The sequence below is a fragment of the Bacillota bacterium genome (genome assembly GCA_023511455.1).
Taxonomy (GTDB): Bacteria; Armatimonadota; HRBIN16; order HRBIN16; family HRBIN16; genus HRBIN16.
Window position 1 is genome coordinate 1 of sequence record JAIMBJ010000024.1, and the last position, 26610, is coordinate 26610.

Consider the following 26610-nt stretch of genomic DNA (forward strand, 5'->3'; position numbering starts at 1 on the left):
CCCGACGCGCTCTCGCCCGATGGGCGCTGGAGAGCAATGGCGATAAGGCGGCTGGGCTATGGCATTCGTGCCCTTGCGAGGATGGGCGCAACCGATACGGTGCCAGCCGTTCTGGAAGCGGTGCGAAAGGCGAGGCAGGAGATGTCGAAGGCGCAGTGGCTGTTCAACCAGTTTTCCATCCTGCACTTTCTGGCGCAATTCGAGGACGAAAGGGTGCTGCCGGAACTGGAGGGCGTGCTGTTTCTGTATGGCCCCACTCTCATGCCGTGGGCAGAGTACCACCTTGAGCCGGGCGAGAAGGACCCCGAGTGGCTATACTGGCATGTGCGCACGAAGGGCATGGACACGACCGAGACCGTCAAAGCCATCCTGCGGTCCATTGGCAACGGTGGCCCCGGCAGGTTTACCTACAAAATATTGCCGCTTTTTGGCGAGCAGGCGGTTCCTTTGTTGCTGAGGGCTATCGCAGAGCCTCCGCCATGCGAGGCACCGGAGAACGTGCAGGGAGTGGCTATTCGCGTGCTGGGGGAGATGCGTTCTCAGCAGGCGGTGGAGTTGTTACGTTCCGTGGTGCAGACGGGCACCCGCAGACTGCGCAAGAATGCTGCCACCGCGCTGGGCAAAATCGGCGACCCATCCGCCTTGCCCGACCTGCTGGAAGTGGCGCAGAACGATGCGGATGTCACTCTGCGGGTGGACGCCGTTGACGCGCTGGGCGAGCTGGGCGACTCTCGCGCCGAACTGGTGCTGCTGAAGCTGTTGGTCGAGCATTCCGACCCCCGTATCCGTAACTCTGCCGCCAGGGCGCTAGCAAGAGCGGGCACCCGAGCAGCGATACCGGTGCTGAAATCCCAGATGGACAAGGAGAACTTCGATTACGTCAGGTCACAAATCGGCCGGGCAATTCGCGAGTTGCGCCGCAAGGCGCGGTGATGCGCCAACGAATCGTCAGGGCGACGTCTGGGGGACATCGCTGGCGAAGAGGTCATTCCTGCCTTGCAGAAGTTTATCGCCCAACGACTGGAAGACGGTGGCGTACTGTCCTGGATAGACGTGATTATGGCTCAGCTAACCATCGAGCGTATCCGGGTGCGTGAGGTTTTTCTCCCCCCAGATTACCACTTCGTCGCTACGAAGAAGGCGCGGTCGGTGGTGGCGTGTGGCGGGCGCAGGGTGTAGGCATGGAACGCGCGGGCGTAGTCGAAACCAGCGTTCCGTAACATGGTGTGCAGCTCATCCAGCCCGTACGCCCGCTGGCGATGCACCTCCATAAAGTGCTGGACGACCTCTCCCGCTTCGTTGCGCAGCCAGAATTCCATTTCCACCGTGCAGATTCTGGTCTCCTCGTCATAGCGGCTCTTCCATCGGTACAGCAGGCGGCGGCGCGAACCGAGGTTGTCCTGATCAAAAAGCCCTTCGCGCAGGGCGTACTCGGTGTTGACATCGAAGATGAACGCTCCACCAGACCGCAAATGCGCGTAGACCCTTCGGAACGCCTCCTGCAGCTTTTCGGGGGAGAGGATATAGTTCAGGCTGTCGAACAGGCTCAGCACGAGGTCAAACTGTGTGGGCAGTTGCAGTTGCGCCGCGTCCTGCACCTCGTAGTGGACGTCCAGCCCTGCCTGCTGCGCCTTGCGCTTCGCCTCGGCAATCATGGGTGCGGAGATGTCCACCCCCCACACTTCGTAGCCCATCTTCGCCAGCCGCATCGCCACATTGCCCGTGCCACAGGCGAGATCCAGAATGCTCTCCACCCGCAGGCGGTAGCGTTCGATGAGCTCCTGCACATACCGCACCCAGAAGTCGTAGGGCACATTGTGCATCAGCTCATCGTAGTATGGGGCAATGAGCGTGAAAGCAGCGTCGGACATCTCCTTGTTTTGTCTGGTTGGCATCCCTTCTACCGTTCACGCACGATTAGTGTACCATATCCTTCCACCTGCGCACTGTTCGTGCTTGCGCCAGCTGGAGCGTTAATGCCTCAATATCTCCACTAGGGGATCCTCGATTCACCACAGAGGGCATCGAGAAGGGAGCCCCTCTGTGAAATCCGTCTCCTCTGTGGTGAAGTCCTTGAAATTCCGCACTTTCGGCAAGGCTAACACACAGGATTCCCCCTGCGCACAGGGAAAACAGAAGCCAATACGGCTGCAAGAAGAGAGGAGGTATGGAAATGGCACAGACTGCACCACGCCGGCTTCCAGCCGCCAGCCCACAAAAACTGCCTCGCTGGCGCGGGTTTAACCTGCTCAACAAGTTCCATCTTGACTGGAACAACCGCCCGTTTGAGGAGAAAGATTTTGCGTGGATTGCCGAACTGGGTTTTAACTTCGTGCGCCTGCCAATGGACTACCGCTGCTGGACGGAGCCTTCGGACTGGACGAAGCTGCGCGAAGAGGTGCTGAAGGACATCGACGCGGCAGTGCGTTACGGACAGAAGCACGGGATACACGTGTGTATCAACTTCCATCGTGCGCCGGGCTACACCGTTGCCTCACCGCCGGAGCCGAAACCACTGTGGACCGACGCCGAGGCGCTGAAGGTGTGCTGCCTGCACTGGGCGCATTTCGCCAGGCGGTATAAGGGTATCCCCAACAGTCAGGTCAGCTTCAACCTGTTCAACGAGCCTGCGAACATCACTCCTGAAGTTCACCGCAAGGTGGTTGAGCGCGTGGTGGAAGCCATCCGCGAGCAGGACCCGAACCGCCTCATCATCTGCGACGGTCTGAACTGGGCGAGAACACCTATCGAGGAGCTGGTCGGGCTGAAGGTGGCAGGCGCAACGCGGGGATACGACCCATTCGTCATCTCGCACTACAGAGCGAGCTGGGTACAGGGCTCCGACAAATGGCCCGAACCCACTCACCCCTGGCGCGAGGGCAACACCGTTTGGGACAAGCAGACCATCTGGGAGCGCATCTACAAGCCGTGGAAAGAGCTGGAAAAGAAAGGCGTGGGCGTGATGGTGGGCGAGTTCGGCGCGCATAACCAGACGCCGCACAAGGTGGTGATTGCCTGGATGCGCGACCTGCTCAGCCTCTGGAAGGAGGCGGGCTGGGGCTGGGCACTGTGGAACTTTTACGGCTCCTTCGGTCCTGTGGACAGCGGACGTGCCGATGTGCGCTACGAAGACTGGCGCGGGCACAAGCTGGACCGTGAGATGCTGGAACTGCTGCAGTCCATGTAAGGGTGTATCCAAGCGCACCCGGGTAACGGGCTCGGGTTGGGAACGCAAGCCCCTGCCCGAAGGCAGGGGCTTTGCTGCCTCGCGGCTCGCAACCCCTGTTGCGGTCACGCCAGCACGAACAGTCTTCCCTCCCCGGGCAGCAAAGATATCTGCAGGCATCGTCTGGAGGCATCGTAAGGAACAGGCTGTATCAGCCCGTCACTCTGATTCACCTCCGCTGGCTCGCGTACGGAAGCACGCAGGCGTAAAGTCGTGCGACGACCCTGCCGGAGCGAGCGGTTCACCACCCACAGGTAGTCCCTGCGCCGTCCATCGCGCAGCCAGCCAAGCAATATGTCCTCCGTGTCGCATTCTGTGACTGGCGCGTCGCCGTCCAGAGGCACTGTGCCCTTTGGCAGAGGTGGCGTGTGGTAAACCCCCATGCTTCGCAAGCGCATCTGCGTGCGGGCGAGACTACGAATGCGCGCGTGCAGGTCTTTCAGGATGGTGTACTTGGTGGAAGGTGTGCCCTTCTCGTTGATAATTGCATTGCGGAAACGCCATTGCGGGTCGTGGGGCGTCCAGTAGGTGAACCAGAGGATACCCCTTGCGCCATATGCCAGAGTGGTGTACGCCTGCCAGCGCAGGTCGGCTTCGTCGGGGTCGCGATACGGACCGTGTGGCACCGTCAGAACGATTTGCACAAAGGGCACCTTCGCCTGCAGGCAATGCCTGCGCACAATCTCCAGGTTTTCGAAGTAGATGTCGCGCTCACCACTTTCGAAAAGCGCATAGTGGTCCCAGCTCACCAGCGCGGGCTGAACCTCCTTGATGTATCGGGAAACGTGTTCGTCGTAGGTCTTTGTGCCCAGCTGCTGCTCGTTCGCATAGTTCGGGAAGAGATTGACGTAAGGCAGGCGCTTCGGGTCCTTCTGCAACAGGTACCGGTTGACCGCACCCAGCAAAGGAAAGGCAGAGGCGCTGGGTTCATCGACGAGGAAATAGCCGCCGAGCGCGGGGTGGTGGGCATAGTCGGCAATGACGGCATCGAGGTTGCGGGCAAAGTCGGGGTCATCAGGCTGCTTTGCGAGTATCCTGCCGTCGCCCACAATCGCTTTCAGACCGGTTTTCTGGCACAGGTCCAATATCTGGCGATTCAGTTCCACACTCCACGCGCCGCACGGTGGGAGCACCACGTTGAAGCCACACTCTGCGATTTCACGATAGCGCTGCAGGTTCGTTTCCTCGGCGGGCGGCGCGCACCAGAACGAAATCATGAACTCCTTACAGATATCTGGTTGGGGCATGGTTGTTCTCCTGTTGGTGGTGTTACGTCCACTGATATACTCGGTACAGGTGACGAGTCCTGCATGAAACAAAAGCAATCCCACCGCAGGGGCGTTCGATAAATCCTTTCATGGCAGCAGCGGGCTTCAGCCCGCGGCTCTCGACAACGAAAAGGCAATCTGCAGGCATCGAATGTGCTATCTGGAGGGCGAACCTTTCGGTAAGCCGAACCCTTTCGCAACGGCTCGGCAGGAGCCTCGCCCTTCGGGTAATGTATGGTCTGGAAGACGCCTCCCGTCTTTATGCTGGGTGACTCCTTGCAGGGATCAAGGACCTGTTTGTTCCACCTCCAGACGAATGCCGCCAATGCGCGGCGCCAGCAGGTTGTACAAAGCAGCAAGGATTGCGCCGCCGATAAAACCAAGCGCCCCGTAAAAAATGGGCGAGATAAGCAAAAACAGCACTCCATACGCTAGCCTCTCGCCTTGAGCCACGCTGACCAACAGGAAAATGGCTCCGACCACAATCCCAACCACGACGTACATTGCGCCCAGCATCAGCGCCAGGGGATACCACGGGATTTTCTTGATAACAAGCATCGTTGGTTCCTCCGTTCTGGTTGAACTCTGCCTTTGCAGGCAGCACTTCAGGCAGGGTTCTTCTTCGCCCTGTGCCGAATAGACTCGAGCAGTTCAGTCACTATCCTGCAGGAGGGGTGGATGCGCTTCTTTGTATCGGTAGACTGTGAGGGATTAGCCTGTGTGGTAGGTGCACCCGGGGGCACGCTGACCGATTCGCGCAACTATGCCTTTGCCTGCCAGCAAGCCGTGCGCGAGGCGAACGCGGCAGCACGTGCTCTCTTCGATGCGGGTGCAGAGCGGGTCATCGTCTCCGACAGCCATGGCGGCGGTGTCAACCTCGATTACGACCAGCTGGACGAGCGCGTGGAGATTGCGCTGGGCGTGGGGTTTGGACGCCGTTACCCGGGTGTGGACGAGAGTTTCGACGGTGTGCTGTTTATCGGCTACCACGCGATGGACAACACGCCAAACGCAGTGCTGGCGCATTCCTACAGCTCCAAAACCTACCAGTGGATAGAAGTCAACGGAGTGCAGATGGGCGAAGTAGAGATCGATGCGGCAGTCGCAGGCGAGACGGGTGTGCCGGTCATCTTCGTCAGCAGCGACGACAAATGCGTTGCCGAGGCGAAGCGGTTTTTGCCCTGGGTAGAGACTGTGGTGACCAAACAGAGCTTTGGCTGGAACGCTGCGCTGAGCAAGCACCCCAAACAAGTAGAGAAGGAAATATATGAAGGGGTGACGCGGGCGGTAGCACGATTATCCGAGATGCAACCTTTCCGGGTGCAAAGCCCCGTTACCGTACGCCTTCACTACAAGCGGCTGGAAGACGCAGAGCGTCAGTCTCTGGCGGACACACGCTGGCGGCGCATCGACGCCTACACCACCGAGGCGGTCTTTGAACGCCTTTCTGACTGGCTATAAGGAGGTGGCAGATGCTGTTCGGTTTCTCGCCAAAGCCTGTCTTGCGCGAGCGTGTGGGACAATGCACTGTGGAGCTGTACCACGTTCTCTACCTGCGCAGCCTGAGAGCGGATGCGTTGATACTGCTCTCCAATCGGCTGTTGTGGATGGGAGCGCGGGTGAGCAAGCGCGTGCGCGACGAGGCGGGTGACATGGTGGAAGATGAGGCCCGTCGTTACGCTCCCCTGCCGCCGGGAGAGGCAATACACACCGGCGGAGGGATGCTGCGTGTACGTTACATCGTGCACGCCAACCCGCTGGACGAACAGCTGATTGCCACGCCGGAACTGCTGGCAGCCGCGCTGGACAGCGCAATCAAAAGGTGCGAAGAGCTTGGGGCGCGCCGCGTGATTTTCCCGGACTTCACCGACCAGCTGGTCGGATGGAACCCCGAGGAATGCGCCCACGCCATCCTGGAGGCGATTCAGCGCAACGAGGGAAGGCTGCAAAGCGCGCTCATCGCCTGCTGGGATAAGGCGCATCTGGAGGGGTACCAACACGTGCTGGCACGACGTCGGTAGAGACAACGCACACGTCGTCTCTACATACGCCGGCACACCGCGTCGGTCATTCGCGCCACGCGCACCATCTCTCGCACATCGTGCACGCGCACAGCGTTCGCGCCGTTCATAATGGCGATAGCCACCGTTGCCGCCGTGCCCTCCAGTCGCTCTTCGGGGGGCAGGTCACCCAGAATCTTGCCGATGAACGACTTGCGCGAGGTGCCGATGAGGATGGGCAAGCCCAAAGCAGTGAACTCGCGCAGGCGGCGCAGGATTTCGAGGTTGTGTTCCACCGTTTTGCCAAAGCCGATGCCCGGGTCCAGCCAGATGTTCTCGCGCGGGATGCCTGCCTGTTCCGCCAGAGCGAGACGCTCTTCGAAATAGCGGCTGATGTCGCGCACCACATCTTCATATTGCGGGTTCTGTTGCATGGTTTGCGGCGTGCCCTGAATGTGCATGATGCAGCACAGCGCGCCGTGCCTCGCGACTACCTCCGCCATGCGTGGGTCAAAACCGAGACCGGAGATGTCGTTCACCATGCACGCCCCTGCCTGCAACGCCCGCTCGGCAACGCGCGACTTAGTGGTATCTATCGAGATGGGTACGTCCGTTCGCTCGTGCACCGCTTGGATCACCGGCAGCACCCGCCGCAGCTCTTCCTCTTCGGGAACCGGCAGGCTACCCGGACGGGTGCTCTCGCCGCCGATATCCAGCACATCGGCTCCCTCTTCCACCATTTGCAGAGCGCGCTGTACCGCCGCTTCCACCTGCGCATACCGTCCGCCGTCGTAGAACGAGTCGGGAGTTACATTGAGTATCCCCATGACGACAGTGCGCTGACGAACGATTTGCCGGAGTCGGTGAACGTGGTTCAGTGGTACAGCACCGGTTTCCATGGAAGATTGTTATCCTGCATCTGGCTCAGAATGATGCGCAGCGCGGTCATGCCCGTCCGGCTCAGTGCGAACTGGCGGTCTATCAGCGCGCCTTCAAGGTCTTCCTGAATCTGTCGCCGGAACTGCGGGTCTTCCAGCACGAGGGTCAGGATATGGTCAATCTGGATGCGGTCGAGCATGGCTATCGCTTCCGCAGCGCGCTCAGCCAGCTCGCGGTCGGTGCCGATTTCCACCACGCGGTCATAGGCGATAAGCGCAAGCCCCCATTGCCCCAGCTCCTGAAACACCTGTGCCTGATGGAAATGATAGATGGGCTCGTTAGGAGCGCGCGCAATCAGGTCGTCCAGCACGCGCAGGGCGGACTCCCAGTCACCCTTTTCCAGATGCGCCGCGACCAGCAGTGGGCGCACGGTGACGTTATCCGGGTCGCGGCGGAGAACCTGTGAGGCTTGTTCAATAGCAGCGTCCACCTCACCCGCCTCCAGGTACAGTTCCGCCATCTTCTCGCGGGCGTCGGTGCGGTGCGGTTGCAGTTCGATGGCGTGTTGCAGTGCCAGCATCGCCGCATCCGTTCGCTGGCGTTGCCACTCCAGCGCGGCGATATGCATATAGCAGGTATATTCATCCGCCCCGCTCTGCATCGCGCGTTGAATCATCGCGAGGGCAGCCGTATAGTCACCCTGTTGCGCCAGTTCCTGAGCCTGCCGCAGCAGCCCCCTGGCTTCGTTGGTTTGTCCGGCGGAGCGCTCCGTCGGTCTCATCCGTCTCCTCCTTGCTCACACCTGAATGGAGCAGATACCTTTTCGACGTCGAAGCTGGTTTTCCTGTTCCTTCTGGCATATCAACCCGTTACTATTGTACCCCGATCGCCATCAAATGCTGATGTCGGGGCAACTGGCGAACGCGCCCAGGCCGTTTTTCCGTCTCACCTGAAGGACATGACTTACCGTGCGGTTATCTTGAAGTACCTGCCGGATTTGTGCTATAGTGGTGCGGCGAGGAATGTGTGTCTTCAAGCAAAGCATTACTCGTAGACAAGGAGGAAGGAGCCAAACGATGAGAACCCCTATCATCTACACGTTGCTTATCGCCCTCCTGATTGGCATCGCTCAGAAGCCATCGCTATCGCAGCCAGGTACGCCCATCTCGGTGTCGGCTGTGGGAGAGGCGCAGGTACTGCCCGACCGTGTGGTCGTGTATTTCACACTGAGGGGGCAGGGAGAGACCTCCGTGGAGGCGCGTCAGGCGGTGCGCCGTCTCTTTCAGCAGGTTGCGGCAAGGCTGGCTCCGCTGGGCATCGGCAGGGACATGCTGAAAGAGGAGGTGTCGGAAGTTGTGCCCTCGATGCCGGGCATCACATCCAGCCCGGGTGAAGACACAGGCGCGCACCAGCAAAGGCGCTTCGAGGCGTCTTTCAGTTACAGCTTGCGGATGCCCATCAGTGAAGACAGGCTGGACACGCTGTTTCGGATACTGGATGCGCTGAGCGAATATACTTCCCGACAGGGCATCACCAGCCAGGGAGGCTACCGCGGTGGCTTCGGCGGCATCGGTAGTGCGCCGGTCTATCAGGAAGTGCTGGTGGAGTTCCGCGTGCAGGATATGGAGCGTCTGAAGCGGCAGGCGGTGCAGGATGGCGTGGCGAAGGCGCGTAAGATGGCGGAAGCCGCCGCGAGGCAGATGGGTAAGAGCCGGGTAAAAATGGCGCGGCTGGACGTGAAAGAGCCGGGCAGTCCCGAGCTGCATATTAGCCCCTCCTTCACGCCGGGCGGCATCAAGTGGCAGTCACTTCGCGCATACGTACAGGTGAACGCCACCTTCCACGCCGAGTAGCACCCATGCGGCTGGACAGGCTGCTGGTGGAACAGGGACTGGTAGAAAGCCGTGAAAAGGCGCAGGAGCTGATTCGTGCGGGTGAGGTGCTGGTAGACGGCAAAGCGGTCACGAGGCCCGCCGCCCCGGTGCATTCCGGGAGTACAGTTACGCTGCTTCGTCAGCCGAGGTATGTGGGGCGCGGTGGCGAAAAACTGGAAGCTGCGCTTCGGCGGTGGAGTGTGTCGCTGCAGGGGATGGTCTGTGCGGATGTCGGTGCGTGTACCGGAGGTTTCACCGATTGCCTGCTACAACATGGCGCGGCGAAGGTTTACGCCATCGAAGCGGGTCACGGACAGCTGCACCCTCGCCTTCGGGAAGACCCTCGTGTGGTGTCGCTCGAAGACACGGATGCCCGCATTCTCCGCGCACTGCCGGAGCGGGTGAATCTGGTTGTCGTGGATGTTTCCTTCGTTTCCCTGAAAGAGGTAATGCCCGGATTGTTTCGCTGGCTGCATGAGGGCGGCGAGGTATGGGCGCTGCTGAAACCGCAGTTTGAAGCGCCACATCTCACGAAGAAGGGGGTGATGCGCTCGGCGCAGGCACGGGAGCGAATCCTGCAGGATTTTGTCGTCTGGTGTCGGGGGCAGGGCTGGCTAGTGCTTGATGCCTTCGAATGCCCGGTGGCAGGAGAGGAGGGCAACCGCGAGTACTGGCTGCGCTTGCGCGAGGGAAGCCGTTTGTGATATAATTCCCTGTTGACGGAGGAACGCAATAGGCATGAAACGTACCTATCAACCGAATAATCGTCATCGGCGCAAGGTGCACGGTTTTCGTGCCCGGATGCGCACGAAAGACGGGCGCAACGTGCTGAAGCGGCGCCGTTTGAAAGGTCGTCATCGGCTGACGGTATCGGATACCTGCCGCCATTTCGGTCCGGAACACTCTTAACTGAGGAAAGCCTGTGCTTCCCCGCCGTGAGCGTCTTCGCCGACGCAAGGATTTTCTTGCGTGCTATAATGAGGGCAAGGCGTACGCTCAGGCGCATTTAGTGCTGTACGTGCGCCCGCAGCCAGGCGGGCGCAGATTCGGCTTTGTGGTGGGCAAGAAGGTCGGGAAAGCGGTGGTGCGCAACCGGGTTAAAAGGCGTCTGCGTGCAGCGTGTCGGGAGTGCCTGCCCGGTCTGATAGATGGTTTCGACGCGGTGTTCGTTGCCCGCAAAAACGCCGGTGAAGCAGACTATCGTCAGCTGCTGCGGGAGATGCAGAACCTGTTTCGCAGCGCGAAGGTCTGGAAAGAGAGCGCGGAGCCATGACTGCGCCACGCCCTACATGGTGGCAAAGGGCTTTAGTCGGCGTCATTCGACTGTATCAACGTGTGTCGCGCTTCACTCCGCCTGTGTGCCGCTTCACCCCGACCTGTTCGGAATATACCGCACAGGCGATACTCGAACACGGTGTGATACGCGGGTTGTGGCTGGGGGTACGGCGTATCCTGCGTTGTCATCCTTTCTCGCCCGGCGGATACGACCCAGTGCCTCCACGCCAGCACGGAACGCGCAGGTAACGGGGGCAGGCTGAAACAGGCAATCGAACTTTCGTCATACCGGAGGTGTCTTTCACCACGGAGGGCTTCCGGTAAAAAATAGCTCTTACAGGAGAGGTCAGTTCCGTTGAGAACGTTATCGCTCGCACTATTACTTCTGCTGTCGTGGCTCGCGGTGCCGGTTCTGGCACAAACCTCGCAACCATCACCCGACGCCGTACTTCTAAAGGCACAACAGGAAGAGGTGCAAGGGAAGTTTCCCGAAGCGGAAAAGCTTTACCAGCAAGCAATCCAACTAGCTGGCTCGAGCCCTCTGGCAGCGGAAGCGCAACTGCGCCTGGCTGCCATGTACATGCGCAAGATGGACCGCTTCGATGATGCCCTCAAAATCTATGAGGAGCTGATCAAGCAGTACCGCACCGGCGAAATCGCCGCCGAAGCCACCCTGCGCATCGGCGAACTGTACGAACTGCGGATGCAGAAAACCACCGACGAGAAAGAACGCAACAATCTGGAACAAAAAGCCCTTGAGGCGTATCGTCGGGTGGAGAACGAGTTCCGCGGCTCGGCGGTCGCCAAAGGGGAAGGCAAACAGCGGCTGGACGCCATCCTGCGCCGCATCGACGAGCGCAACCGCAACCACCCCGCCTATCGCTTCTGGGATATTCTGGTCGCGCTGACCGGCAGGCAGCCGTGGTTGAGCTACTGGGTGGCGATTGTGCTGTTCACGCTGATTGTGATGGCGCTGCTGACCCCGTTGCGGCTGGCGTGGTTCCGATCGTTCCGCGAGATGAAGAAACTGGAGCCAGAGGTCAGGCGGCTGCGCGAACGCTACAAGGGGCAAGAGCTCAACGAAAAAATCATGGAGCTGTACAAGCAGCACAAGGTAAATCCTGCTGCTGGCTGTTTGCCCATGCTGATACAGATGCCCATCCTGATTTACCTGTACTACACCATCCGCATGTACGAGTATCAGTTCAGCAAGGGGTTCTTCCTGTGGATTAACCCATCGTTGGCGGAGAGGTTTCCGGGCATCGTGGGCGCGAACCTGGGACAGCACGACCTGCCGCTGCTGCTACTTTATGCCATCAGCCTGTACATCACCCAGCGGCTGACCCCGGTGAGCGACCCGGCGCAGGCGGAACAGATGAAGATGATGTCCCTGTTCATGACTGTGTTCATGTTGTACATGATGTACACGTGGCACTTTCCGTCGGCTTTTGTCCTTTACTGGCTTTTATCCAATATCTTGATGACGGCTCAGCAGCTGCATTACATGAAGCCCGAACCGGAGGCCGCCGCGCCTGCCGAAGCGGTTGCGACTCCCCCTGAACCGGCGCCCGCCGCCGCCAGCAGCAATCCCGGCAAAAATCATCACACGCGCAAGCCGCGCCGCAGAAAGTAAACAAGGAGGGAAAGGAGGATGGTGCAGTCAATGACCGAAAACGCACCCGTGCAGAGCGTGGAAGCGACGGGACGCACCGTCGAAGAGGCGAAGGAAAAAGCCTTACAGATGCTTCAGGCGACCGATGAGCAGGTCGAGTGGGAAATCCTGGATGAAGGCTCCCGCGGGATTTTCGGGGTGCTGGGCTTTACACCGGCGCGCGTTCGGGCGACGCTGAAAACCGCACTCAAACAGGCTCCGTCCGAAGAGTCCGAACGAAAAGTGATGGCAGTGGTCAACGCCGCGTTGCGAGCCAGCGGACTGGCGGTGAAAGCCATCAAGCGGGATAGCTACGACTCGTATGTGGAGCTGGAGCTGGTCGGACGGGATGCCCAGCGGTTCGCCGGACCCCAATTGGACGCCCTGCAATACATTCTGAACATCATCATCAACAAGCGCTATGATAAGACCACCCGCGTGCTGCTGGACGTGGGCGACTATCGCAAACAGCGGGCGGAGAAATTGAGGCGGATGGCTCTGGAGGTGGCGAAGCAGGTGAAGGAGCGTGGCGAAGAGGCGGTGCTGGACCCGCTCAACGCGATCGAGCGCCGCGTCATCCATCAGACGCTGATGAACGACCCCGACGTGTATACCTACAGCGAGGGTGAGGAGCCGGAGCGGCGCGTGGTTATCTCTCCGCGTAAACCGTGAGCAATGTTGCACATCAGCGGACGGGTAAAGGGCGTGGGTACCGACATCGTGGCACTTCAGCGCATCGCGGAAGTGTGCGAGCGACACCCACGCTTTGCACATCGTATCCTCACCGATGCCGAATACGCCTACTGCCAGCAGGGCAAAAAAAGCTTCCTTCTGCATCTTGCCGGTCGCTTCGCCGCGAAAGAAGCCATCATCAAGGCACTGGGGCACAAAGTGCCCTGGCGCGATATGGAGATACTGAACCATCCCTCGGGACAGCCTTACGTGAACCTGTACGGCGAGGCGGCGGAGCGCGCCGGTGGTGGACGGATGCACGTCAGCATCGCGCACGAGCCGACCTTTGCCATCGCGATTGCCATCTGGGAGGGTGACTGATGTCCATCCGCATTGCCATCCTCGTTTCGGGGCATGGGCGCGGCTCCAACATGGCGGCGATTATCGATGCCTGCCAGCGCGGTGAGGTCGATGGGCAGGTGGTGCTGGTCATCGGCACGCGCCGCCAAGCCCCCGCCCTGCAACGCGCTACCGGGAAGGGTGTCCCCACGCGCGTCATCTCTCCCCGCAACCTCACCGAAGAGGAGTACGCGCACCGATTGCTGCACGCTCTGGACGAGGCAAAGGTAGACCTGGTGTGCCTCGCGGGCTATATGCGACTGCTGCCCACACCGGTGGTGCAGGCATACGCGGGCAGGGTGATGAACATCCATCCCGCGCTGTTGCCCCTCTTCGGCGGCAAGGGTATGTATGGCGAGCATGTGCACCGGGCGGTGCTGGAGTCGGGCATGAAGGTTTCGGGATGTACGGTGCATTTTGTGGACGAGCATTATGATACCGGACCGATTATCGTGCAGCGGTGCGTGCCGGTAGAGGAAGAGGACACGTGGGAGACGCTTGCCGCGCGCGTGCTGGCGCAGGAACATCAGGCATACGTGCAGGCGGTGAAGCTGTTCGCGCAGGGACGGTTGCGCATCGAGGGCAGGCGGGTGCGCATCCTGCCGCCCGCATCATAGAGGAGGACAAACGACATGCTGGAGAAACGCGCTCTGGGAAACACAGGTTTACAGGTGACGTTCATCGGCTTCGGCGCGCTGGAGATAGGGCGCGATTGGGGTCTGGGCGACGCGGAGCAACGCCGCCGCCCCGCGGAGGAAGAGGCGGGCAAAACGCTCAACGCTGTGCTGGACATGGGCATTAACCTGATCGATACCGCCCGCGCTTATCACGAGAGCGAAGCACGCATCGGGAAATATATCTCGCACCGCCGTGCAGAATATGTGCTCTGCAGCAAATGTGGTGAGCACAGCGATGACCCCCGTACCTACTACGACTTCTCCTATCAGGCGGTTCGGGATTCGATAGACCTCAGCCTGCGCCTGTTGCGCACCGACGTGATAGACGTGATGCAGATTCACTTCGGTCCCGAGTCCCAAAAGGTGCTGGACGAAGGCGAAACGCTGCGTGCCATGCGCGAGGCACAGGAGGCGGGCAAAATACGCTTCCTGGGAGCATCGCCGGGCATGGACGTGCTGGAGAGATGTATCGAATCGGGCGATTTTCAGGTGTTGCAAATTGGGTACAGCCTGCTGGACCAGAGCGCTCACGACCTCATTACCCGCGCGCACGAGAAAGGCATCGGCGTGCTTATCCGCAGTGGACTGGCAGCGGGATGGCTTACTTCACGCGCGTTGACTGTGCCGCCTGAGCAACGCCCCCCGAAGGTGCAGAAGCTGCTGGAACTGTGCAACGGCGACGCGGAACTGCTACACGCGCTTGCCCTGCACTTCCTGCATCGCCATCCGGGCATCAGCGCGGTGCTTGTCGGCACGCGGCGGGCGGAGAACCTGCGGCGTAATGTCGACTTGCTGCAGCATCCAATGGACGAAGGCTTGCTGCAGGAAGCAATCGCCATCGGACGGGGGTAGGCGCTACAACAACCGCAACATCCTGCGCTTCTTGCGGACGTTCCGTGCGGCTTCGACCGTTTCGATGCGCAACTCGCGCATGAACTCGGCAAGGCGGCGGTCTTCTTCGGTGGCGGGATGCGCCCTCAGCTCCTGTAAAACAGCGCTCATCATGGCGGAGACGAACGGGGAGGGATACTGCGCCGGTAGCGAGTAGAAGCTGCGTTTACCACGCGGCTCCTCCACCAGCAGCCCCGCCTCCTTCAGCACCGACAGGTGTTTGCTGACGGTGGACTGGCTCAGCCCCAGAATGCCCATGAGCTGGCACACGCACAACGCACCGTCCTGCACTGCCGCCAAAATGCGCAGGCGATTCGCATCCGCCAGAGCCTTGAGCAGTTTTTCCATGTACGAAAGACTGTCCACTTCTCTCATCCCAATCCCATTATACTGCAAAAACTGGATAATTTCCAATTTCTGTGATACAATTAAATCGTCAAATAGCAATATGATAGTATCACGATAAAGAGAGGCACAGATATGAACACGAAAAAGCTCATCGGCGCGGCATTGTTGTTATTTGCTGCACTCGTGCTTCTCCGCGCAATCAGCGACCAGGACATGCCCGTTTCCTCCGAAAACGAAAAACAGACCTCTACAGCCAGTGCACAAGCAGTCAGCCCGCAGATACCCGCTCAGGGCAGGTATGTGGTGCTTTACTACTTTCATACCACCTTCCGTTGCGCATCCTGTCTTGCTATCGAGAAAGTCGCACGCCAGGTAGTCAATGCGCAGTTCAAAAACCTGGTGGACAAAGGTCTGCTGCAATTTCGCCCTGTGGATGTGGAGAACCCGCAAAACCGCCACTTTATCGGCGACTACCAGCTCTACTCAAAGTCACTGGTGCTGGTAGAGTATCAGGACGGTAAAGAGGTGCGCCACAAGAACATGGAAGGGATATGGCAGCAGACCTCGCTGGAGGGTCTGCAGGAATACATCGCGCAGGAGATAGCATCCTTTGTTGGGGCGACCGGGCAAAATGGGTGATTGGCAGTCCATACCGCTGGTTACTTCCTTGTGGCTGGGGCTGTTGACCTCTATCAGCCCCTGTCCTCTGGCAACGAATCTGGCTGGGCTGGGGTTTGTTTCACGCGAGGTAGGGCGCCCCGGCGCAGTGGTTGTATCCGGATTGTTTTACACACTGGGACGCGCCTTAGCCTATTTGCTGATTGCTGTCGCTGTGGTTTCGGGGCTGCTGGCAATCCCGGCAACCTCCTACTTCCTGCAGCATCATCTGCACAGGCTGCTGGGTCCGTTGCTGGTAGTCGTCGGGGCGATATTGCTGGATTTGGTTCCCCTTCCCGTTCCGACGAACCGGCTGGGCTTGTGGACGGCGGAGCGTGCCCAGCACTGGGGTTGGTTCGCAGCGATGGCGCTGGGTTTTGTGTTTGCGCTGTCGTTCTGTCCGGTATCCGCAGCGCTGTACTTCGGTGCGCTGATCCCTCTCTGTGTGAAAAGCGGTTTTTATCTGCCTTACCCGCTGATTTACGGCATCGGCACAGCGGTACCGGTCGTTGCCATCGCCGTCGCACTGGCGAGAGGCGCGAATGCCGCCGGAGCATGGCTGAACCGACTATCGCAGATGGAAAAAGTGTTTCGCGTGGGAACGGGTGTGCTGCTGATAGGATTGGGCATCTATCTTTCAGGGTCTGCTATCTTCCGCTGGTGGTAAGTAGCGGTGTAACCGGAGGCAACCATGTCGCGTGACGTGATTATTGTGGTGGGCTTGAGCGTCCTCTCTTTCGTGTCGGGGATGCTGGGGCTGGGAGTGGCTTTCGCCGCCATCCCATTTCTGGGGCTGTTCATGAACAGCCTGGTGCACGAGGTGCAGCCGCTCAGCCTGACGCTGAACGGGGTTACTGCGCTGTTCGCGACCCTCGGCTTCGCCCGTTCGGGATACATCGACTGGAAGAAGGCGTTCACCCTGGCAGTGGTAACCACCGTCAGTGCACCCATTGGCGCGGTACTGGCACAGCGTATCCCCCAGAAAACCATCTGGATTATCTACTTCTTCGCGGTCGCCTATCTCGCGTACCGCCTGTTCAAACCGGTAAAAGGAGAAGGCACACAGGTGCCCAACTTCCCGCTGGCGCTGGTACTGGCAGTGCCCATCTCTATCCTGAGCGGTCTGCTGGGGGTAGGACCTGGCTTCCTGCTGATGCCCACGCTGATACTGGTGGGCTTCGAGCCGAAGATGGCGGCAGGCATCAATGCCTTCGCGGTGACGCCACCTTCGTTCTCTGCGCTGATACCGCATCTGTCTACCGCGCAGTGGGACATGCATATCACCGTGTGGTGCATCGTGGTCGGTATCGTTTTCTCGTACCTGGGAGCAAAAGTCACCAGTTCGTATGTGCCCAACCAGCGGCTAAAGCAACTGTTTGGAGTGCTCATCGTGGTGATGACCCTGTACAAAATCTACACCTTGATACACTGAGGAGGAAAGAACAATGGAAGTCAAAATCGTGCTCTGCAACTGCAAGGGGCTGTGTCCCTCCTTTAAGGAGACGGACATGGACACCCTGCTGTTTGAGATCGAGTCCGAGCTGGACGCCACGTATGCCGTGTTAAACGCGCAGCTGTGTGGGCAGGGCGGCAACGCCGTGCTCCGGGAGGTGCTTCGGAACGCCGGCGATGAGACCTACGTGGTAGTTGGCGCGTGTGCACCTGAAGCGCAGGTCAAGCTGTTCAAAAAGTTGTTGCGGGAGACCGGCTTCGATGAGCGTCGCTTCATTCCGGTGGACATCCGCAACACCAATAACGAGGGGGTTATTACCCGTCTGAAAGAGGCGGTACAACAGGTCGCGCAGGCAGCGTGATACCGCGGCAGAGGTGCCACTCTCGCACGGGAGGTGAGACATGATTGTAGAAGCGCTCAAGGGCGGCCTCTTAGCCTTGCAGGATTACGTGGCTTACCACATCCTGACCTGCCTGATTCCGGCTTTCCTGCTGGCTGGCGGGATGGTGGCGTTCGTACCGAAGGAGGCGGTATTGCGCTATCTGGGCATCGCCACGCATCGAATCGTCACCTACATCAGCGCGGCGTTTGCCAGCTTTTTCGTGGCGGCGTGTTCCTGCACCGTCATCCCGGTCTCGGCAGGTGTGTACTTCGCTGGCGCGAGCCTCGGCGCGGCGTTTATCATCCTGTGGGTGGCTCCAGCCACCAACGTACTGGCGCTAACCTACACCGGCGCGATTATCGGCTGGGACATGGCAGTGGTGCGCATTATCAGCGCGTTCCTGATGGCGGTGGTGGTGGGCAGCGTGATGACCTTCGCCTTCCGCCACGAGGAGATGCAGCGGCTGGTAGAGGCGCAGTCAGCGAATGCAGGACCAGCCACAGACCCCACCGCGCACGTGCGATGGCGCGACATCGTGCTGTTGCTGCTCATCGTGAGCGACCTGCTCGCGCCCAACTACGTCATCCGCACCGGCCCCTACTGGCAGAAGGTGGTGGTCTGGGCGGCAGGCATGGTCATCGTCGCGTTGTATGCCTGGCGCACCAAGACATCGGAGGAAATCCGCCACTGGCTGGGCGAGACGTGGTGGTTCGTACGCATCATCCTGCCGCTGTTGCTGGTAGGCGTGTTCATCGTGGGCGTTATCGGTGCGCTGTTGCCGCAGTCGCTGGTGGAGCGACTGGTGGGCGGAAACAGCCTGCGGGCGTCGTTCATCGCGACTCTGGTGGGTGCCATCAGCTACTTCGCCACCATGACCGAAGCGCCTTTCGTGCACAAGCTCATGCAGCTGGGTATGGGTAAGGGACCCGCTCTCGCGCTGTTGCTGACGGGACCGGGGCTGAGCCTGCCCAACTGGATTGCCATCGCGCGGGTGTTTGGCGCGCGCAAGTCAGCGGTATATGTGGTCACGCTGATTGTGCTGGGCACAATCGTCGGCTGGGCGGCAGGCAGTCTGGTATGGCGATAAACTTCTCAAAAACAAGGAGGTGAAGACATGAAGATAGAGGTACTGGGCTCGGGTTGCCCGCGATGCCATACGCTGGAAAAGAACGCCAAGGAGGCAGTCAAGCAACTCGGCATCGAGGCGGAGGTGGAACACATCACCAACCTGCAGCACTCCATCAAGCGGATGCAGGAGGTGCGAGCGCTCAGCACGCCTGCGCTGGTGGTAGACGACAAGCTGGTGGTGCAGGGCAAGGTGCCTTCTGTGCCTGAACTGGTGCAGACGCTCACGTCCCTGATGGCAACGGAAGGGTAGCCGGCGCAGGAAAGACGCGCTCTGGGGTAGAATTAGCAAGTGGAGGACTTCTTTGATGCCCAGAGTGCGCGTACTCGTCACGCTGAAACCCACCTTGCTGGACGCCCAGGGCAGGACGGTGCAGGATGCGCTGCACGCCCTGGGCTATCAAAACGTGAATCAGGTGCGTATCGGCAAGGTGATCGAGCTGGACATTGCCGACGAAGGGCAGCCGGTGGAGGCACAGGTGAAAGAGATGTGCGACCGCCTGCTGGCAAACCCGGTCACCGAGCTGTATGAGATTGAGGTGCTGGAATGAGATTCGGGGTGGTGGTGTTCCCCGGCTCGAACTGCGATGCCGACACCTACTACGCCATCCGTGATGTACTGCAACAGCCGGTGGAATATATCTGGCATCAGGACAACGACCTGCACGGCGTGGATTGCGTCATCCTGCCGGGTGGCTTTTCGTACGGCGACTATTTGCGGTGCGGCGCGATTGCCCGCTTCTCGGCAGTGATGCAGGCGGTGGAAGAGTTCGCCCGGCAGGGGGGACTGGTTATCGGCATCTGCAACGGCTTCCAGATTCTGTGCGAGGCGCACCTGTTGCCGGGTGCGCTGGTGCGCAACGAAGGGTTGCGCTTTGTCTGCAAGCATGTCTATCTGCGCGTAGAGAACGCCGATACCCCCTTTACCAACCGGTGTCAGGTGGGCGAAGTGCTGCGCATCCCCATCGCACACGGGGAAGGGCGCTACGTGTGCGACCGCGAAACCCTGCAGGAGCTGCAGGCGAACAACCAGATACTCTTCCGCTACTGCGATAGCAGTGGCGCGTTGACGAAGGAGAGCAATCCCAACGGTTCGCTGGCGAACATCGCTGGCATCGCCAACGAGCATTTCAACGTCATGGGCATGATGCCCCATCCGGAACGCGCCTGCGAGGCGATTTTAGGCTCTGAAGACGGTCTGAAGATTTTTCATTCTATCGTGCACTCCGCGCTGGCGGCAGCACGGTAACGGGGAAGGTGAAACATGGCGAACTTCAAAGAGGGCGACCGCGTGCGGATTGTATCGCGCGAACAGACGAGCGAAGACACCAAAGAGCGTGCTTACTACCCCTACATGGGTGGCTTGCGAGGCACTATCTACCGCCTGTACAGCGACGGGCGCGCCGCGGTGCAGGTGGACTTAGACAGCCTGCCGGAGACGGTGCTGACCCGCCACACCGAGGCGCAGGAGCGCATGAAGAACCGATGGATCGAGAGCCTTTCGGAGGAGGCACGCTCCCGCCTGACGCCGGAGGAGCGTGAGTTTCACCTGAACTACGTGTTACTGGTGCGCGTGGAGGACCTGCAACCCGAAGGCAAACGCACCCGAGCGACATCGACCGCCAAAACCACCGAGCCGCAGAACAAAGCCGCAACAACCCGCCCCGTTTCCAGGTCTGCCGCCGACACCGCTGCCGTTGAGCCAAAGGCGCGTGCCTCTTCGGCAAAAGAGCCGATGCCTCCTCAGCAGAAAGCGCAGGCATCCGTCACCTCCACCACTGAGGTGCCCAAACGCAAAACGCTGAAAGACCTCGAAAAGGCGGAAGAGGAGTTCCTGAAGAGCCGACAGCAGCGCAAGCGTTAGGCGTTTGCAAAATGGCATGGCTTTGCGGTATCCTTAAGGATGGAACCACCGCATCGTTGCGGGTTTAGTGGTTCCATAGACTATCCAACGGAGGAGGTGCGCGATGTCGGCCGAAATGACGGAAGTCGTGAAGCCCGTTGGCTTGCCGCGCTTGAACGAGCCTGCCCCCGATTTTGAAGCCGTGACCACGCATGGGAAGATTCGATTGTCCGACTACCGTGGACGCTGGCTCGTTCTGTTCTAGCATCCGGCTGATTTCACCCCCGTGTGTACCACCGAGTTCATCGCCTTTACAGAAATCTACCCGGAGCTCCAGAAGCGCGGGGTGGACCTGCTGGGCTTGAGTATCGACAGCGTTTACTCACACATCGCATGGGTGCGCAACATCAAGGAGAAGACAGGCGTAGAGATCCCCTTCCCGATTATCGCCGACCTGAACAAAGAGGTCGCTACGCTGTACGGGATGATTATGCCCGGCGAGAGCAAGACCGAGACCTCGCGCTGTGTATTTGTCATCGACCCGGACGGCATTCTGCGGGCGATGATTTACTACCCGTTGACCACAGGGCGCAACATGCACGAGATTCTGCGGTTGATCGATGCTCTGCAGACCACCGATAAGTACAAGGTCGCCACGCCCGCAAACTGGAAGCCGGGCGATAAGGTCATCGTGCCTCCGCCCACGACATTAGAGGAAGCGGAGGAGCGTGTCAAAGCGGGATATGAGTGCACCGACTGGTACCTGTGCAAGAAGGAGCTGTAGGCGATGGCATGTATCAGCGCAGACGGCACGCTGACCGCGTCAGCACGGAAGATACTGGAAGCCCTCAGCGAGCCTGCAACACCCGAGGAGATTGCGCACACCACAGGGCTTCCTCTCTTCAGGGTGCGTAGCGGTCTGCGCGAGATGGCACAGGCGGGTCTGGTCGAAGAGAAAGAAGGGCGCTATAGCCTGACGGAAAGCGGAAGGCAGAAGTTATAGCTGCCCTCACCCTTTACCCCTCTCCCACGCTGCGGGAGAGGGGTGTTCGTCTATGACCGCACCTCTATCTGCCAGTCCACAATGTCTAAATCGGGGTCGTTGCCGTCGACCACATCCCCGACCGGTTCCAGATTGGTATCGCTGTTGCGGACAACGCGGTCGGTGTCGGTCTGGATAGTGAGGTAGGTGTTCGGGAACTGGCGCGAATCGCCCAGAGCATCCCACATCTTTAAGGAGGTGTCCGTGGGGTCTTTGGGGGTACGGTCGGTGGCGATGATATTGACTTGAAGGACCCGGATATCCGCCGGCTCTTGCCCGTCCCGTGCAATACTACCGAAATCGATCACCACGCGCACACTCTTGCCGTCTGCGCTGACAGTGGCTTCCAGGGGTGGTCCCAGCGGCTGAAACACCTGCAGGCGGTCGGGGTCCAGCACCCTGTAGAGCATAAATCCATTAAACGGCAGCGCGCTGTAATGCTCTATGAAGAACTGAAAGGAACCCGTCGCGAAGCCGTTACCGCCCCACGGAGGTGCAACCGGCGGCACCGGGCCGTTGACGCCCAGAAAATCGCCGTCGTTGTCAATGAGAATGAAGTAGTGATAATCGGGGCGCACCTGCCCCGCGACGCGAAACTGTACCACCAGCCGCTTGCTGACAGCCTGTCCCGTTTCAGGAAAACGGGCACAACCGGCAAGTAGTAGAAAGAGAAGCAGACAGGTTGCCTGAAAGTGAACGCGAGTGTACATCATCTTCGCTGCCGTTGATTCGCCGGTGCTTCCTGCGTCACCTGCTTGCTGGAGTGGGCACGTCGGCTGTGTCTGGCAGGGACACTCTGAAACATTTTTCTCAAAACGATGAGAATCTCCTGTAACCCGCTTGACAAATTTGGTCCCCTCGTATATAATGGGAGTACTTAAGCGAATAACCATTCGGAAGGAGGCAGTCTCCCAGGCAACGCAAGGCGTTTACCCTGATTGAGCTGCTCGTTGTTATCGCGATTATCGCGATACTAGCAGCGATCCTGTTCCCGGTGTTCGCGCGAGCCCGCGAGAAGGCGCGGCAGACCAGCCGCCTCAGCAACATGAAGCAGTTGGGCTTGGCGATGCTGCAGTACGCTCAGGACTACGATGGATACATGTATCACCTGAACGGCCGCGGCTTCAACTTCCCCGGGTGCACCATATGTAACAATACAGGTTGCTGCACCGGTAATCCGTGGTGTGACCCGGAGATCGTCGCCGACCCTGATCTGGGTCCGCGCAAGTACATCGCGGCACTGCTGCCTTACATCAAGAACACCGACATCTTCTACTGCCCATCTGATGCCTACAAGCGACAGCACATCTGCCGAAGCACTTACGGCGGTATCGGACCACGTCCGGACAACCAGTATGACCACTTCTACACCAGCTACCGCTTCTGGAACACGGCAGGGTGTACAGGCATCGGAGGCACTATGGAGCAGCCGGGGCAGGTGCGCATTGACCAGGAGGCATGGTTCCCGCCCTTAGGCGAAGGATGGGGCAGCCCGAGCTGCTCGAACCCGAACATGAAGCCACTCTATCCCGCGCGCATTCAGATGTTCCGCGAAGATGTGCCGCTGCACATGGACCCGCAGACTGGACCGTTCGGCGCGGTTTACGCCGTGAACATCTGCTTCCGCGATGGACACGCCAAAATCTGGTTCCGCGAGCCGAACCGCGTCTATCCGGATGAGTAATCGGTTCCTTGAATAATCATCCCCTGGGGAGCAAACCTCCTCAGGGGGTTTTTTATCCGTGACCTCCGGCGCGCGTGGCAACGACACGAGACACTGGATGGGCACTATTGCAGGGAGGTGGTTTTCTGCCTCTCCTCCCATACCACTTTTGCCCACTCCGCTCCGAACAGGAACGCCTGTGTGGAGAAGTATGCCCACAGTAGAAGCACCACCGCTGCGCTCGCCGCACCGTATGCCGATTGCACACCTGTCAACCCCAGGTAAACGCCCACCACCAGCTTACACAACGCGAACAGAAATGCACCGATGGCGGCACCCGCCCACACGTCCTGCCAGCGTAACTGCACATCGGGTAGAAGGCGGTAGGTGGTCGCGAAAAGCAGCGTTAACAACATCCATCCCGCAACAAAGTTCAGCCACCGCCACCCCGCCGAAACCGTCCTCCACCGCGCGGACAGCGCGGAAAGCACCACATCCACTCCCAACCACACCACCAGCGCTGTCGCCGCGAGCAGCACCATCACCACCGCCAGCAGATGCTCACGCACGGTCGCACGTAATCCCTGACTTTGTTGGCGGGTAGCCCATACGATATTGACCGCTGCCTTGAGCTGCCGGAAGAGCCGTGCCGCCCCGAAAAGCATCAGCAACAGGCTGATACCTGCAGCGGAAAAGGTGCTGGCAGGACGCTGGGTATTGCGCAGGACCTCCTGGGCGAAGCGTGCGCTCTCCTCGTTGACAGCCTGCCCCACCACGTTGATCAGGTACTGCGACGCCACCTCCGGCTCGAGCACCAGTGCCGTCACCGCTACCGCCACCACCAGTAACGGCGACAGCGACAGCATCGCATAAAAGGCGATAGCAGCGGCGAGTAAAGGGGCATCGTGCTCGCGCCATCCGCGATACGCTTTTCTGGCGACCTGGAACCCGTGTTTTATCCGGTGAAACATGGCGGCTCCCTTCTCTCATTGGAGATGTTCGGCATGCAGGAGGCGGATTCCGTTGCGAACAGGGAGGGGTGCGGTTGCACGTGGCGCTGCTGGGAACTTTTGCGTCGATATCCTCGTCAAGATAACTTGCTGTGTGTATCCTGTGAAACAAGCAGGAATACTGGTATAATATGGCACAATAACAGAGGGAAACAGCGACATACCCGAATATACCTTTCCCGACGCGGGCGCAATGCGCGTCCGTTTTTACGTATATCACCATGAGCCTCATGCCGAGGAGGGCATGAGAGGTTCAACAAGGAGCATCAGACACCGATGAAAGCAGTCACCTTGAACGGACAGGAGATCGTGCTGACCGCTGAGGGTTACGCACGCATCGAGAAAGAGCTGGAGCACCTGAGCAAGGTGGAGCGCAAAGCGGTGGCAGACCGCATCCGCGAAGCGAAGGATTTTGGCGAGCTGACGGAAAATGCGGAATATGAGGATGCCAAAAGCGAGCAAGCGCTCATCGAAGGGCGAATACTGGAGCTGCGTCAAATCCTGAGCCAGGCGGTCATCCTGAAAGACGAGGATATCTCGACCGAGCACGTGAGCATCGGTTCATACGTTCGCGTGCGCGATATCGATACGGGGGAAGAATGGGAGTTCCGCATGGTCAGCCCCTTCGAGGCGGACCCCGATGAAGACCGTATCTCCCACGAATCGCCCATCGGTGAAGCGCTGCTTGGACACAGGGTGGGCGAAGTGGTCGAGGCGAATATACCGGCGGGCAAGGTACGGTACGAGATTCTACAAATCCGGAAATAGACCAGACCGATGGAACTGACGCACGAAGAGAACGATCAGGTATTGAGGCGGCGAGAGAAGCTGCAGGCGCTGCGCGAGATGGGCATAGACCCCTATCGCGAGGAGCGATACGAGCGTACCCATCTCGCCGCTGACATACTGAACCACTACGAGGAGCTGGAAGGCAAAACGGTGCGCATTGCCGGGCGTATCGTGGCGATGCGCCTGATGGGCAAAGCCTCTTTCATGCACCTGCAGGACGGCTCCGATAAGATTCAAATCTATCTCCGCGCCGACGACCTGGGCGAACAGCGTTACGGTCTGCTCAAACTGTTGGACCTGGGTGATTTCCTCGGCGTGCAGGGCGAGGTGTTCCGTACCAAAACCGGAGAGACCACCGTGCACGTGCGCGAATTCACCATCCTCTCCAAAGCCTTGCGCCCCATCCCCTTCGGTAAGGAGAAGGGCGAGCAGCACTGGTACGGCTTGCAGGATGTGGAACTGCGCTACCGCCGACGCTACCTGGACCTTCTGGTGAACCGCGAGTCGCGCCAGATACTGCTGAACCGGTGCCGTGTCGTGCAGGCAACGCGCCGGTTCCTGGATAAAGAGGGCTTTCTGGAAGTGGAAACGCCGGTGTTGCAACCGCTGGCAGGAGGTGCAGCGGCGCGTCCGTTCATCACCCACCACAATGCGCTGGACGTGGATTTTCATCTGCGCATCTCGCTGGAGCTGTACCTTAAGCGCCTTATCGTAGGCAACATCGAGAAGGTGTACGAAATCGGGCGCGTGTTCCGCAACGAGGGCATGGACCGCCGCCATAACCCCGAATACACCCTGCTGGAACTCTATCAGGCATACGCCAACCTGGAAGACATCATGCACCTAGTGGAGCGGCTGTTCTACCATGTGTGTCTCGAGGTGCGCGGCGAGCCTTACATCGAATACAACGGTCAGAAGGTAGATATGACCCCTCCGTGGAAGCGTGGACGCCTGCTGGACCTGATTGAGTACTACGCCGGCGTCCAACCGGAGGAGTTCGCCACCCTCGAAAGCGCGAAGGCGGCGATGGAGCGCAAAGGCTTGCCTACCGAGAACGAGCACACTGTCGGAGGCATTATCGAGAAACTGCTGGAGCGGTTCGTACAACCCAACCTGATCGAGCCTACTTTCGTCACCGACTACCCGATAGAGACCTCGCCGCTGGCAAAGAAACATCCTCAAGACCCCCGCTTCACGCGCCGGTTCGAAGGATACGTCGCCTGCCAGGAGGTCGCCAACGCCTTCTCGGAGTTAAATGACCCCGACGACCAGCGCGAGCGATTCGAGGCGCAGATGCGTATGCGCGCCGCGGGCGACGAAGAGGCGCACCCCTACGACGAGGATTTCGTCACCGCGCTGGAGTACGGTATGCCCCCGACTGGCGGACTGGGCATCGGCATGGACCGAATGGCGATGGTCATCCTGGGCGCGGATTCCATTCAGGACGTCATCTTCTTCCCACAGATGCGCCCGAAGGGATAGACTG

34 protein-coding genes and 2 pseudogenes are annotated in these 26610 nt (G+C 59.6%); 28 read left to right on the top strand and 8 right to left on the bottom strand.

Going from position 1 to position 26610, the window contains the following annotated elements:
• The coding region (locus K6U75_12145; protein MCL6475790.1) for a HEAT repeat domain-containing protein at window positions 1-933 on the top strand (933 nt) is incomplete at its 5' end.
• A 182-nt stretch (window positions 934-1115) separates the two neighbouring features.
• Here the strand turns inward: K6U75_12145 and K6U75_12150 are convergent.
• Window positions 1116-1895 (bottom strand): methyltransferase domain-containing protein, encoded by a 780-nt coding sequence (locus tag K6U75_12150; GenBank protein ID MCL6475791.1) that lies wholly within the window; start codon window positions 1893-1895, stop codon window positions 1116-1118.
• 278 nt (window positions 1896-2173) lie between these two features.
• On the opposite strand from K6U75_12150, the gene K6U75_12155 reads away from it, so the two are divergent.
• Complete coding sequence (locus tag K6U75_12155; protein ID MCL6475792.1) at window positions 2174-3187, top strand: cellulase family glycosylhydrolase; 1014 nt, start codon at window positions 2174-2176, stop codon at window positions 3185-3187.
• A gap of 104 nt (window positions 3188-3291) precedes the next feature.
• Here K6U75_12155 and K6U75_12160 read toward each other — a convergent pair whose 3' ends face one another.
• Window positions 3292-4473 carry a hypothetical protein gene (locus K6U75_12160; GenBank protein ID MCL6475793.1) on the bottom strand — a complete coding sequence of 394 codons (1182 nt, stop codon included), beginning with the start codon at window positions 4471-4473 and terminating at the stop codon, window positions 3292-3294.
• Between the two features lie 306 nt (window positions 4474-4779).
• The gene (locus K6U75_12165; GenBank protein MCL6475794.1) at window positions 4780-5052 is read right to left on the bottom strand and encodes a hypothetical protein; all 273 of its coding nucleotides are present in this window, start codon (window positions 5050-5052) and stop codon (window positions 4780-4782) included.
• A gap of 120 nt (window positions 5053-5172) precedes the next feature.
• Between K6U75_12165 and K6U75_12170 the strand changes: the two genes are divergently transcribed.
• Together K6U75_12170 and K6U75_12175 are read left to right on the top strand one after the other, a co-directional pair.
• Window positions 5173-5955 (top strand): M55 family metallopeptidase, encoded by a 783-nt coding sequence (locus K6U75_12170; GenBank protein ID MCL6475795.1) that lies wholly within the window; start codon window positions 5173-5175, stop codon window positions 5953-5955.
• Window positions 5956-5966: 11 nt separating this feature from the next.
• Window positions 5967-6515 carry a macro domain-containing protein gene (locus K6U75_12175; GenBank protein MCL6475796.1) on the top strand — a complete coding sequence of 183 codons (549 nt, stop codon included), beginning with the start codon at window positions 5967-5969 and terminating at the stop codon, window positions 6513-6515.
• 20 nt (window positions 6516-6535) lie between these two features.
• Here K6U75_12175 and folP read toward each other — a convergent pair whose 3' ends face one another.
• Together folP and K6U75_12185 are read right to left on the bottom strand one after the other, a co-directional pair.
• Entirely contained in the window at window positions 6536-7393 is an 858-nt protein-coding gene (folP, locus tag K6U75_12180) for a dihydropteroate synthase (protein ID MCL6475797.1), read from the bottom strand.
• Entirely contained in the window at window positions 7369-8154 is a 786-nt protein-coding gene (locus K6U75_12185) for a tetratricopeptide repeat protein (GenBank protein ID MCL6475798.1), read from the bottom strand. The genes folP and K6U75_12185 overlap by 25 nt, the downstream gene beginning before the upstream one ends.
• 295 nt (window positions 8155-8449) lie before the next feature.
• Between K6U75_12185 and K6U75_12190 the strand changes: the two genes are divergently transcribed.
• The 10 genes from K6U75_12190 to K6U75_12235 all read left to right on the top strand — a co-directional run bounded on the left by K6U75_12190 (window position 8450) and on the right by K6U75_12235 (window position 14773).
• A complete protein-coding gene (locus tag K6U75_12190) occupies window positions 8450-9226 on the top strand; it encodes an SIMPL domain-containing protein (protein ID MCL6475799.1) in 777 nt (258 codons plus the stop codon).
• Between the two features lie 5 nt (window positions 9227-9231).
• Complete coding sequence (locus K6U75_12195; GenBank protein MCL6475800.1) at window positions 9232-9951, top strand: TlyA family RNA methyltransferase; 720 nt, start codon at window positions 9232-9234, stop codon at window positions 9949-9951.
• A gap of 34 nt (window positions 9952-9985) precedes the next feature.
• Window positions 9986-10156, top strand: coding sequence for a 50S ribosomal protein L34 (gene rpmH, locus K6U75_12200; protein ID MCL6475801.1), 171 nt, complete (start codon window positions 9986-9988; stop codon window positions 10154-10156).
• A gap of 13 nt (window positions 10157-10169) precedes the next feature.
• A complete protein-coding gene (gene rnpA, locus K6U75_12205) occupies window positions 10170-10520 on the top strand; it encodes a ribonuclease P protein component (protein ID MCL6475802.1) in 351 nt (116 codons plus the stop codon).
• On the top strand, window positions 10517-10771 hold the full coding sequence (yidD, locus tag K6U75_12210; protein MCL6475803.1) for a membrane protein insertion efficiency factor YidD: 255 nt from the start codon (window positions 10517-10519) through the stop codon (window positions 10769-10771). Before rnpA ends, yidD begins: the two co-directional genes overlap by 4 nt.
• Window positions 10772-10877: 106 nt before the next feature.
• Window positions 10878-12155 carry a membrane protein insertase YidC gene (yidC, locus tag K6U75_12215; GenBank protein MCL6475804.1) on the top strand — a complete coding sequence of 426 codons (1278 nt, stop codon included), beginning with the start codon at window positions 10878-10880 and terminating at the stop codon, window positions 12153-12155.
• Window positions 12156-12173: 18 nt separating this feature from the next.
• A complete protein-coding gene (locus K6U75_12220; protein MCL6475805.1) occupies window positions 12174-12845 on the top strand; it encodes a protein jag in 672 nt (223 codons plus the stop codon).
• A gap of 3 nt (window positions 12846-12848) precedes the next feature.
• Window positions 12849-13226, top strand: coding sequence for a holo-ACP synthase (gene acpS, locus K6U75_12225; protein ID MCL6475806.1), 378 nt, complete (start codon window positions 12849-12851; stop codon window positions 13224-13226).
• Complete coding sequence (gene purN, locus K6U75_12230) at window positions 13223-13861, top strand: phosphoribosylglycinamide formyltransferase (protein ID MCL6475807.1); 639 nt, start codon at window positions 13223-13225, stop codon at window positions 13859-13861. The genes acpS and purN overlap by 4 nt, the downstream gene beginning before the upstream one ends.
• Before the next feature lie 15 nt (window positions 13862-13876).
• Entirely contained in the window at window positions 13877-14773 is an 897-nt protein-coding gene (locus K6U75_12235) for an aldo/keto reductase (protein MCL6475808.1), read from the top strand.
• A gap of 3 nt (window positions 14774-14776) precedes the next feature.
• Here the strand turns inward: K6U75_12235 and K6U75_12240 are convergent, their stop codons facing one another.
• Window positions 14777-15178: a metalloregulator ArsR/SmtB family transcription factor gene (locus tag K6U75_12240; protein MCL6475809.1), complete on the bottom strand. Its 402-nt coding sequence runs from the start codon at window positions 15176-15178 to the stop codon at window positions 14777-14779.
• A 114-nt stretch (window positions 15179-15292) separates the two neighbouring features.
• Between K6U75_12240 and K6U75_12245 the strand changes: the two genes are divergently transcribed.
• The 11 genes and pseudogenes from K6U75_12245 to K6U75_12295 all read left to right on the top strand — a co-directional run bounded on the left by K6U75_12245 (window position 15293) and on the right by K6U75_12295 (window position 21623).
• Window positions 15293-15799, top strand: a complete 507-nt coding sequence (locus tag K6U75_12245; protein MCL6475810.1) for a nitrophenyl compound nitroreductase subunit ArsF family protein — start codon at window positions 15293-15295, stop codon at window positions 15797-15799.
• Window positions 15771-16484 carry an aromatic aminobenezylarsenical efflux permease ArsG family transporter gene (locus tag K6U75_12250; GenBank protein MCL6475811.1) on the top strand — a complete coding sequence of 238 codons (714 nt, stop codon included), beginning with the start codon at window positions 15771-15773 and terminating at the stop codon, window positions 16482-16484. Before K6U75_12245 ends, K6U75_12250 begins: the two co-directional genes overlap by 29 nt.
• 24 nt (window positions 16485-16508) lie before the next feature.
• Entirely contained in the window at window positions 16509-17249 is a 741-nt protein-coding gene (locus K6U75_12255) for a sulfite exporter TauE/SafE family protein (protein MCL6475812.1), read from the top strand.
• A gap of 13 nt (window positions 17250-17262) precedes the next feature.
• Complete coding sequence (locus K6U75_12260; protein MCL6475813.1) at window positions 17263-17631, top strand: heterodisulfide reductase subunit A-like protein; 369 nt, start codon at window positions 17263-17265, stop codon at window positions 17629-17631.
• 40 nt (window positions 17632-17671) lie between these two features.
• Window positions 17672-18739 carry a permease gene (locus tag K6U75_12265; GenBank protein ID MCL6475814.1) on the top strand — a complete coding sequence of 356 codons (1068 nt, stop codon included), beginning with the start codon at window positions 17672-17674 and terminating at the stop codon, window positions 18737-18739.
• Window positions 18740-18766: 27 nt separating this feature from the next.
• Window positions 18767-19030 (top strand): thioredoxin family protein, encoded by a 264-nt coding sequence (locus K6U75_12270; GenBank protein ID MCL6475815.1) that lies wholly within the window; start codon window positions 18767-18769, stop codon window positions 19028-19030.
• 55 nt (window positions 19031-19085) lie between these two features.
• Window positions 19086-19328, top strand: a complete 243-nt coding sequence (purS, locus tag K6U75_12275) for a phosphoribosylformylglycinamidine synthase subunit PurS (GenBank protein MCL6475816.1) — start codon at window positions 19086-19088, stop codon at window positions 19326-19328.
• The gene (gene purQ / locus K6U75_12280) at window positions 19325-20026 is read left to right on the top strand and encodes a phosphoribosylformylglycinamidine synthase subunit PurQ (protein ID MCL6475817.1); all 702 of its coding nucleotides are present in this window, start codon (window positions 19325-19327) and stop codon (window positions 20024-20026) included. The genes purS and purQ overlap by 4 nt, the downstream gene beginning before the upstream one ends.
• A gap of 15 nt (window positions 20027-20041) precedes the next feature.
• The gene (locus K6U75_12285) at window positions 20042-20641 is read left to right on the top strand and encodes a hypothetical protein (protein MCL6475818.1); all 600 of its coding nucleotides are present in this window, start codon (window positions 20042-20044) and stop codon (window positions 20639-20641) included.
• Between the two features lie 115 nt (window positions 20642-20756).
• Window positions 20757-21404 (top strand): annotated as a pseudogene (locus K6U75_12290) (peroxiredoxin).
• 3 nt (window positions 21405-21407) lie between these two features.
• Complete coding sequence (locus K6U75_12295) at window positions 21408-21623, top strand: hypothetical protein (GenBank protein ID MCL6475819.1); 216 nt, start codon at window positions 21408-21410, stop codon at window positions 21621-21623.
• A gap of 50 nt (window positions 21624-21673) precedes the next feature.
• On the opposite strand, the gene K6U75_12300 is transcribed toward K6U75_12295, so the two are convergent.
• A complete protein-coding gene (locus K6U75_12300; GenBank protein ID MCL6475820.1) occupies window positions 21674-22375 on the bottom strand; it encodes a hypothetical protein in 702 nt (233 codons plus the stop codon).
• A 221-nt stretch (window positions 22376-22596) separates the two neighbouring features.
• Between K6U75_12300 and K6U75_12305 the strand changes: the two are divergent.
• Window positions 22597-22764 (top strand): annotated as a pseudogene (locus K6U75_12305) (DUF1559 domain-containing protein).
• Window positions 22765-23450: 686 nt separating this feature from the next.
• Here the strand turns inward: K6U75_12305 and K6U75_12310 are convergent.
• Complete coding sequence (locus tag K6U75_12310; protein MCL6475821.1) at window positions 23451-24296, bottom strand: YihY/virulence factor BrkB family protein; 846 nt, start codon at window positions 24294-24296, stop codon at window positions 23451-23453.
• A gap of 330 nt (window positions 24297-24626) precedes the next feature.
• Between K6U75_12310 and greA the strand changes: the two genes are divergently transcribed.
• Window positions 24627-25103 carry a transcription elongation factor GreA gene (greA, locus tag K6U75_12315; protein MCL6475822.1) on the top strand — a complete coding sequence of 159 codons (477 nt, stop codon included), beginning with the start codon at window positions 24627-24629 and terminating at the stop codon, window positions 25101-25103.
• A gap of 9 nt (window positions 25104-25112) precedes the next feature.
• The gene (lysS, locus tag K6U75_12320) at window positions 25113-26606 is read left to right on the top strand and encodes a lysine--tRNA ligase (GenBank protein MCL6475823.1); all 1494 of its coding nucleotides are present in this window, start codon (window positions 25113-25115) and stop codon (window positions 26604-26606) included.
• The last annotated feature ends 4 nt before the right edge of the window (window positions 26607-26610 follow it).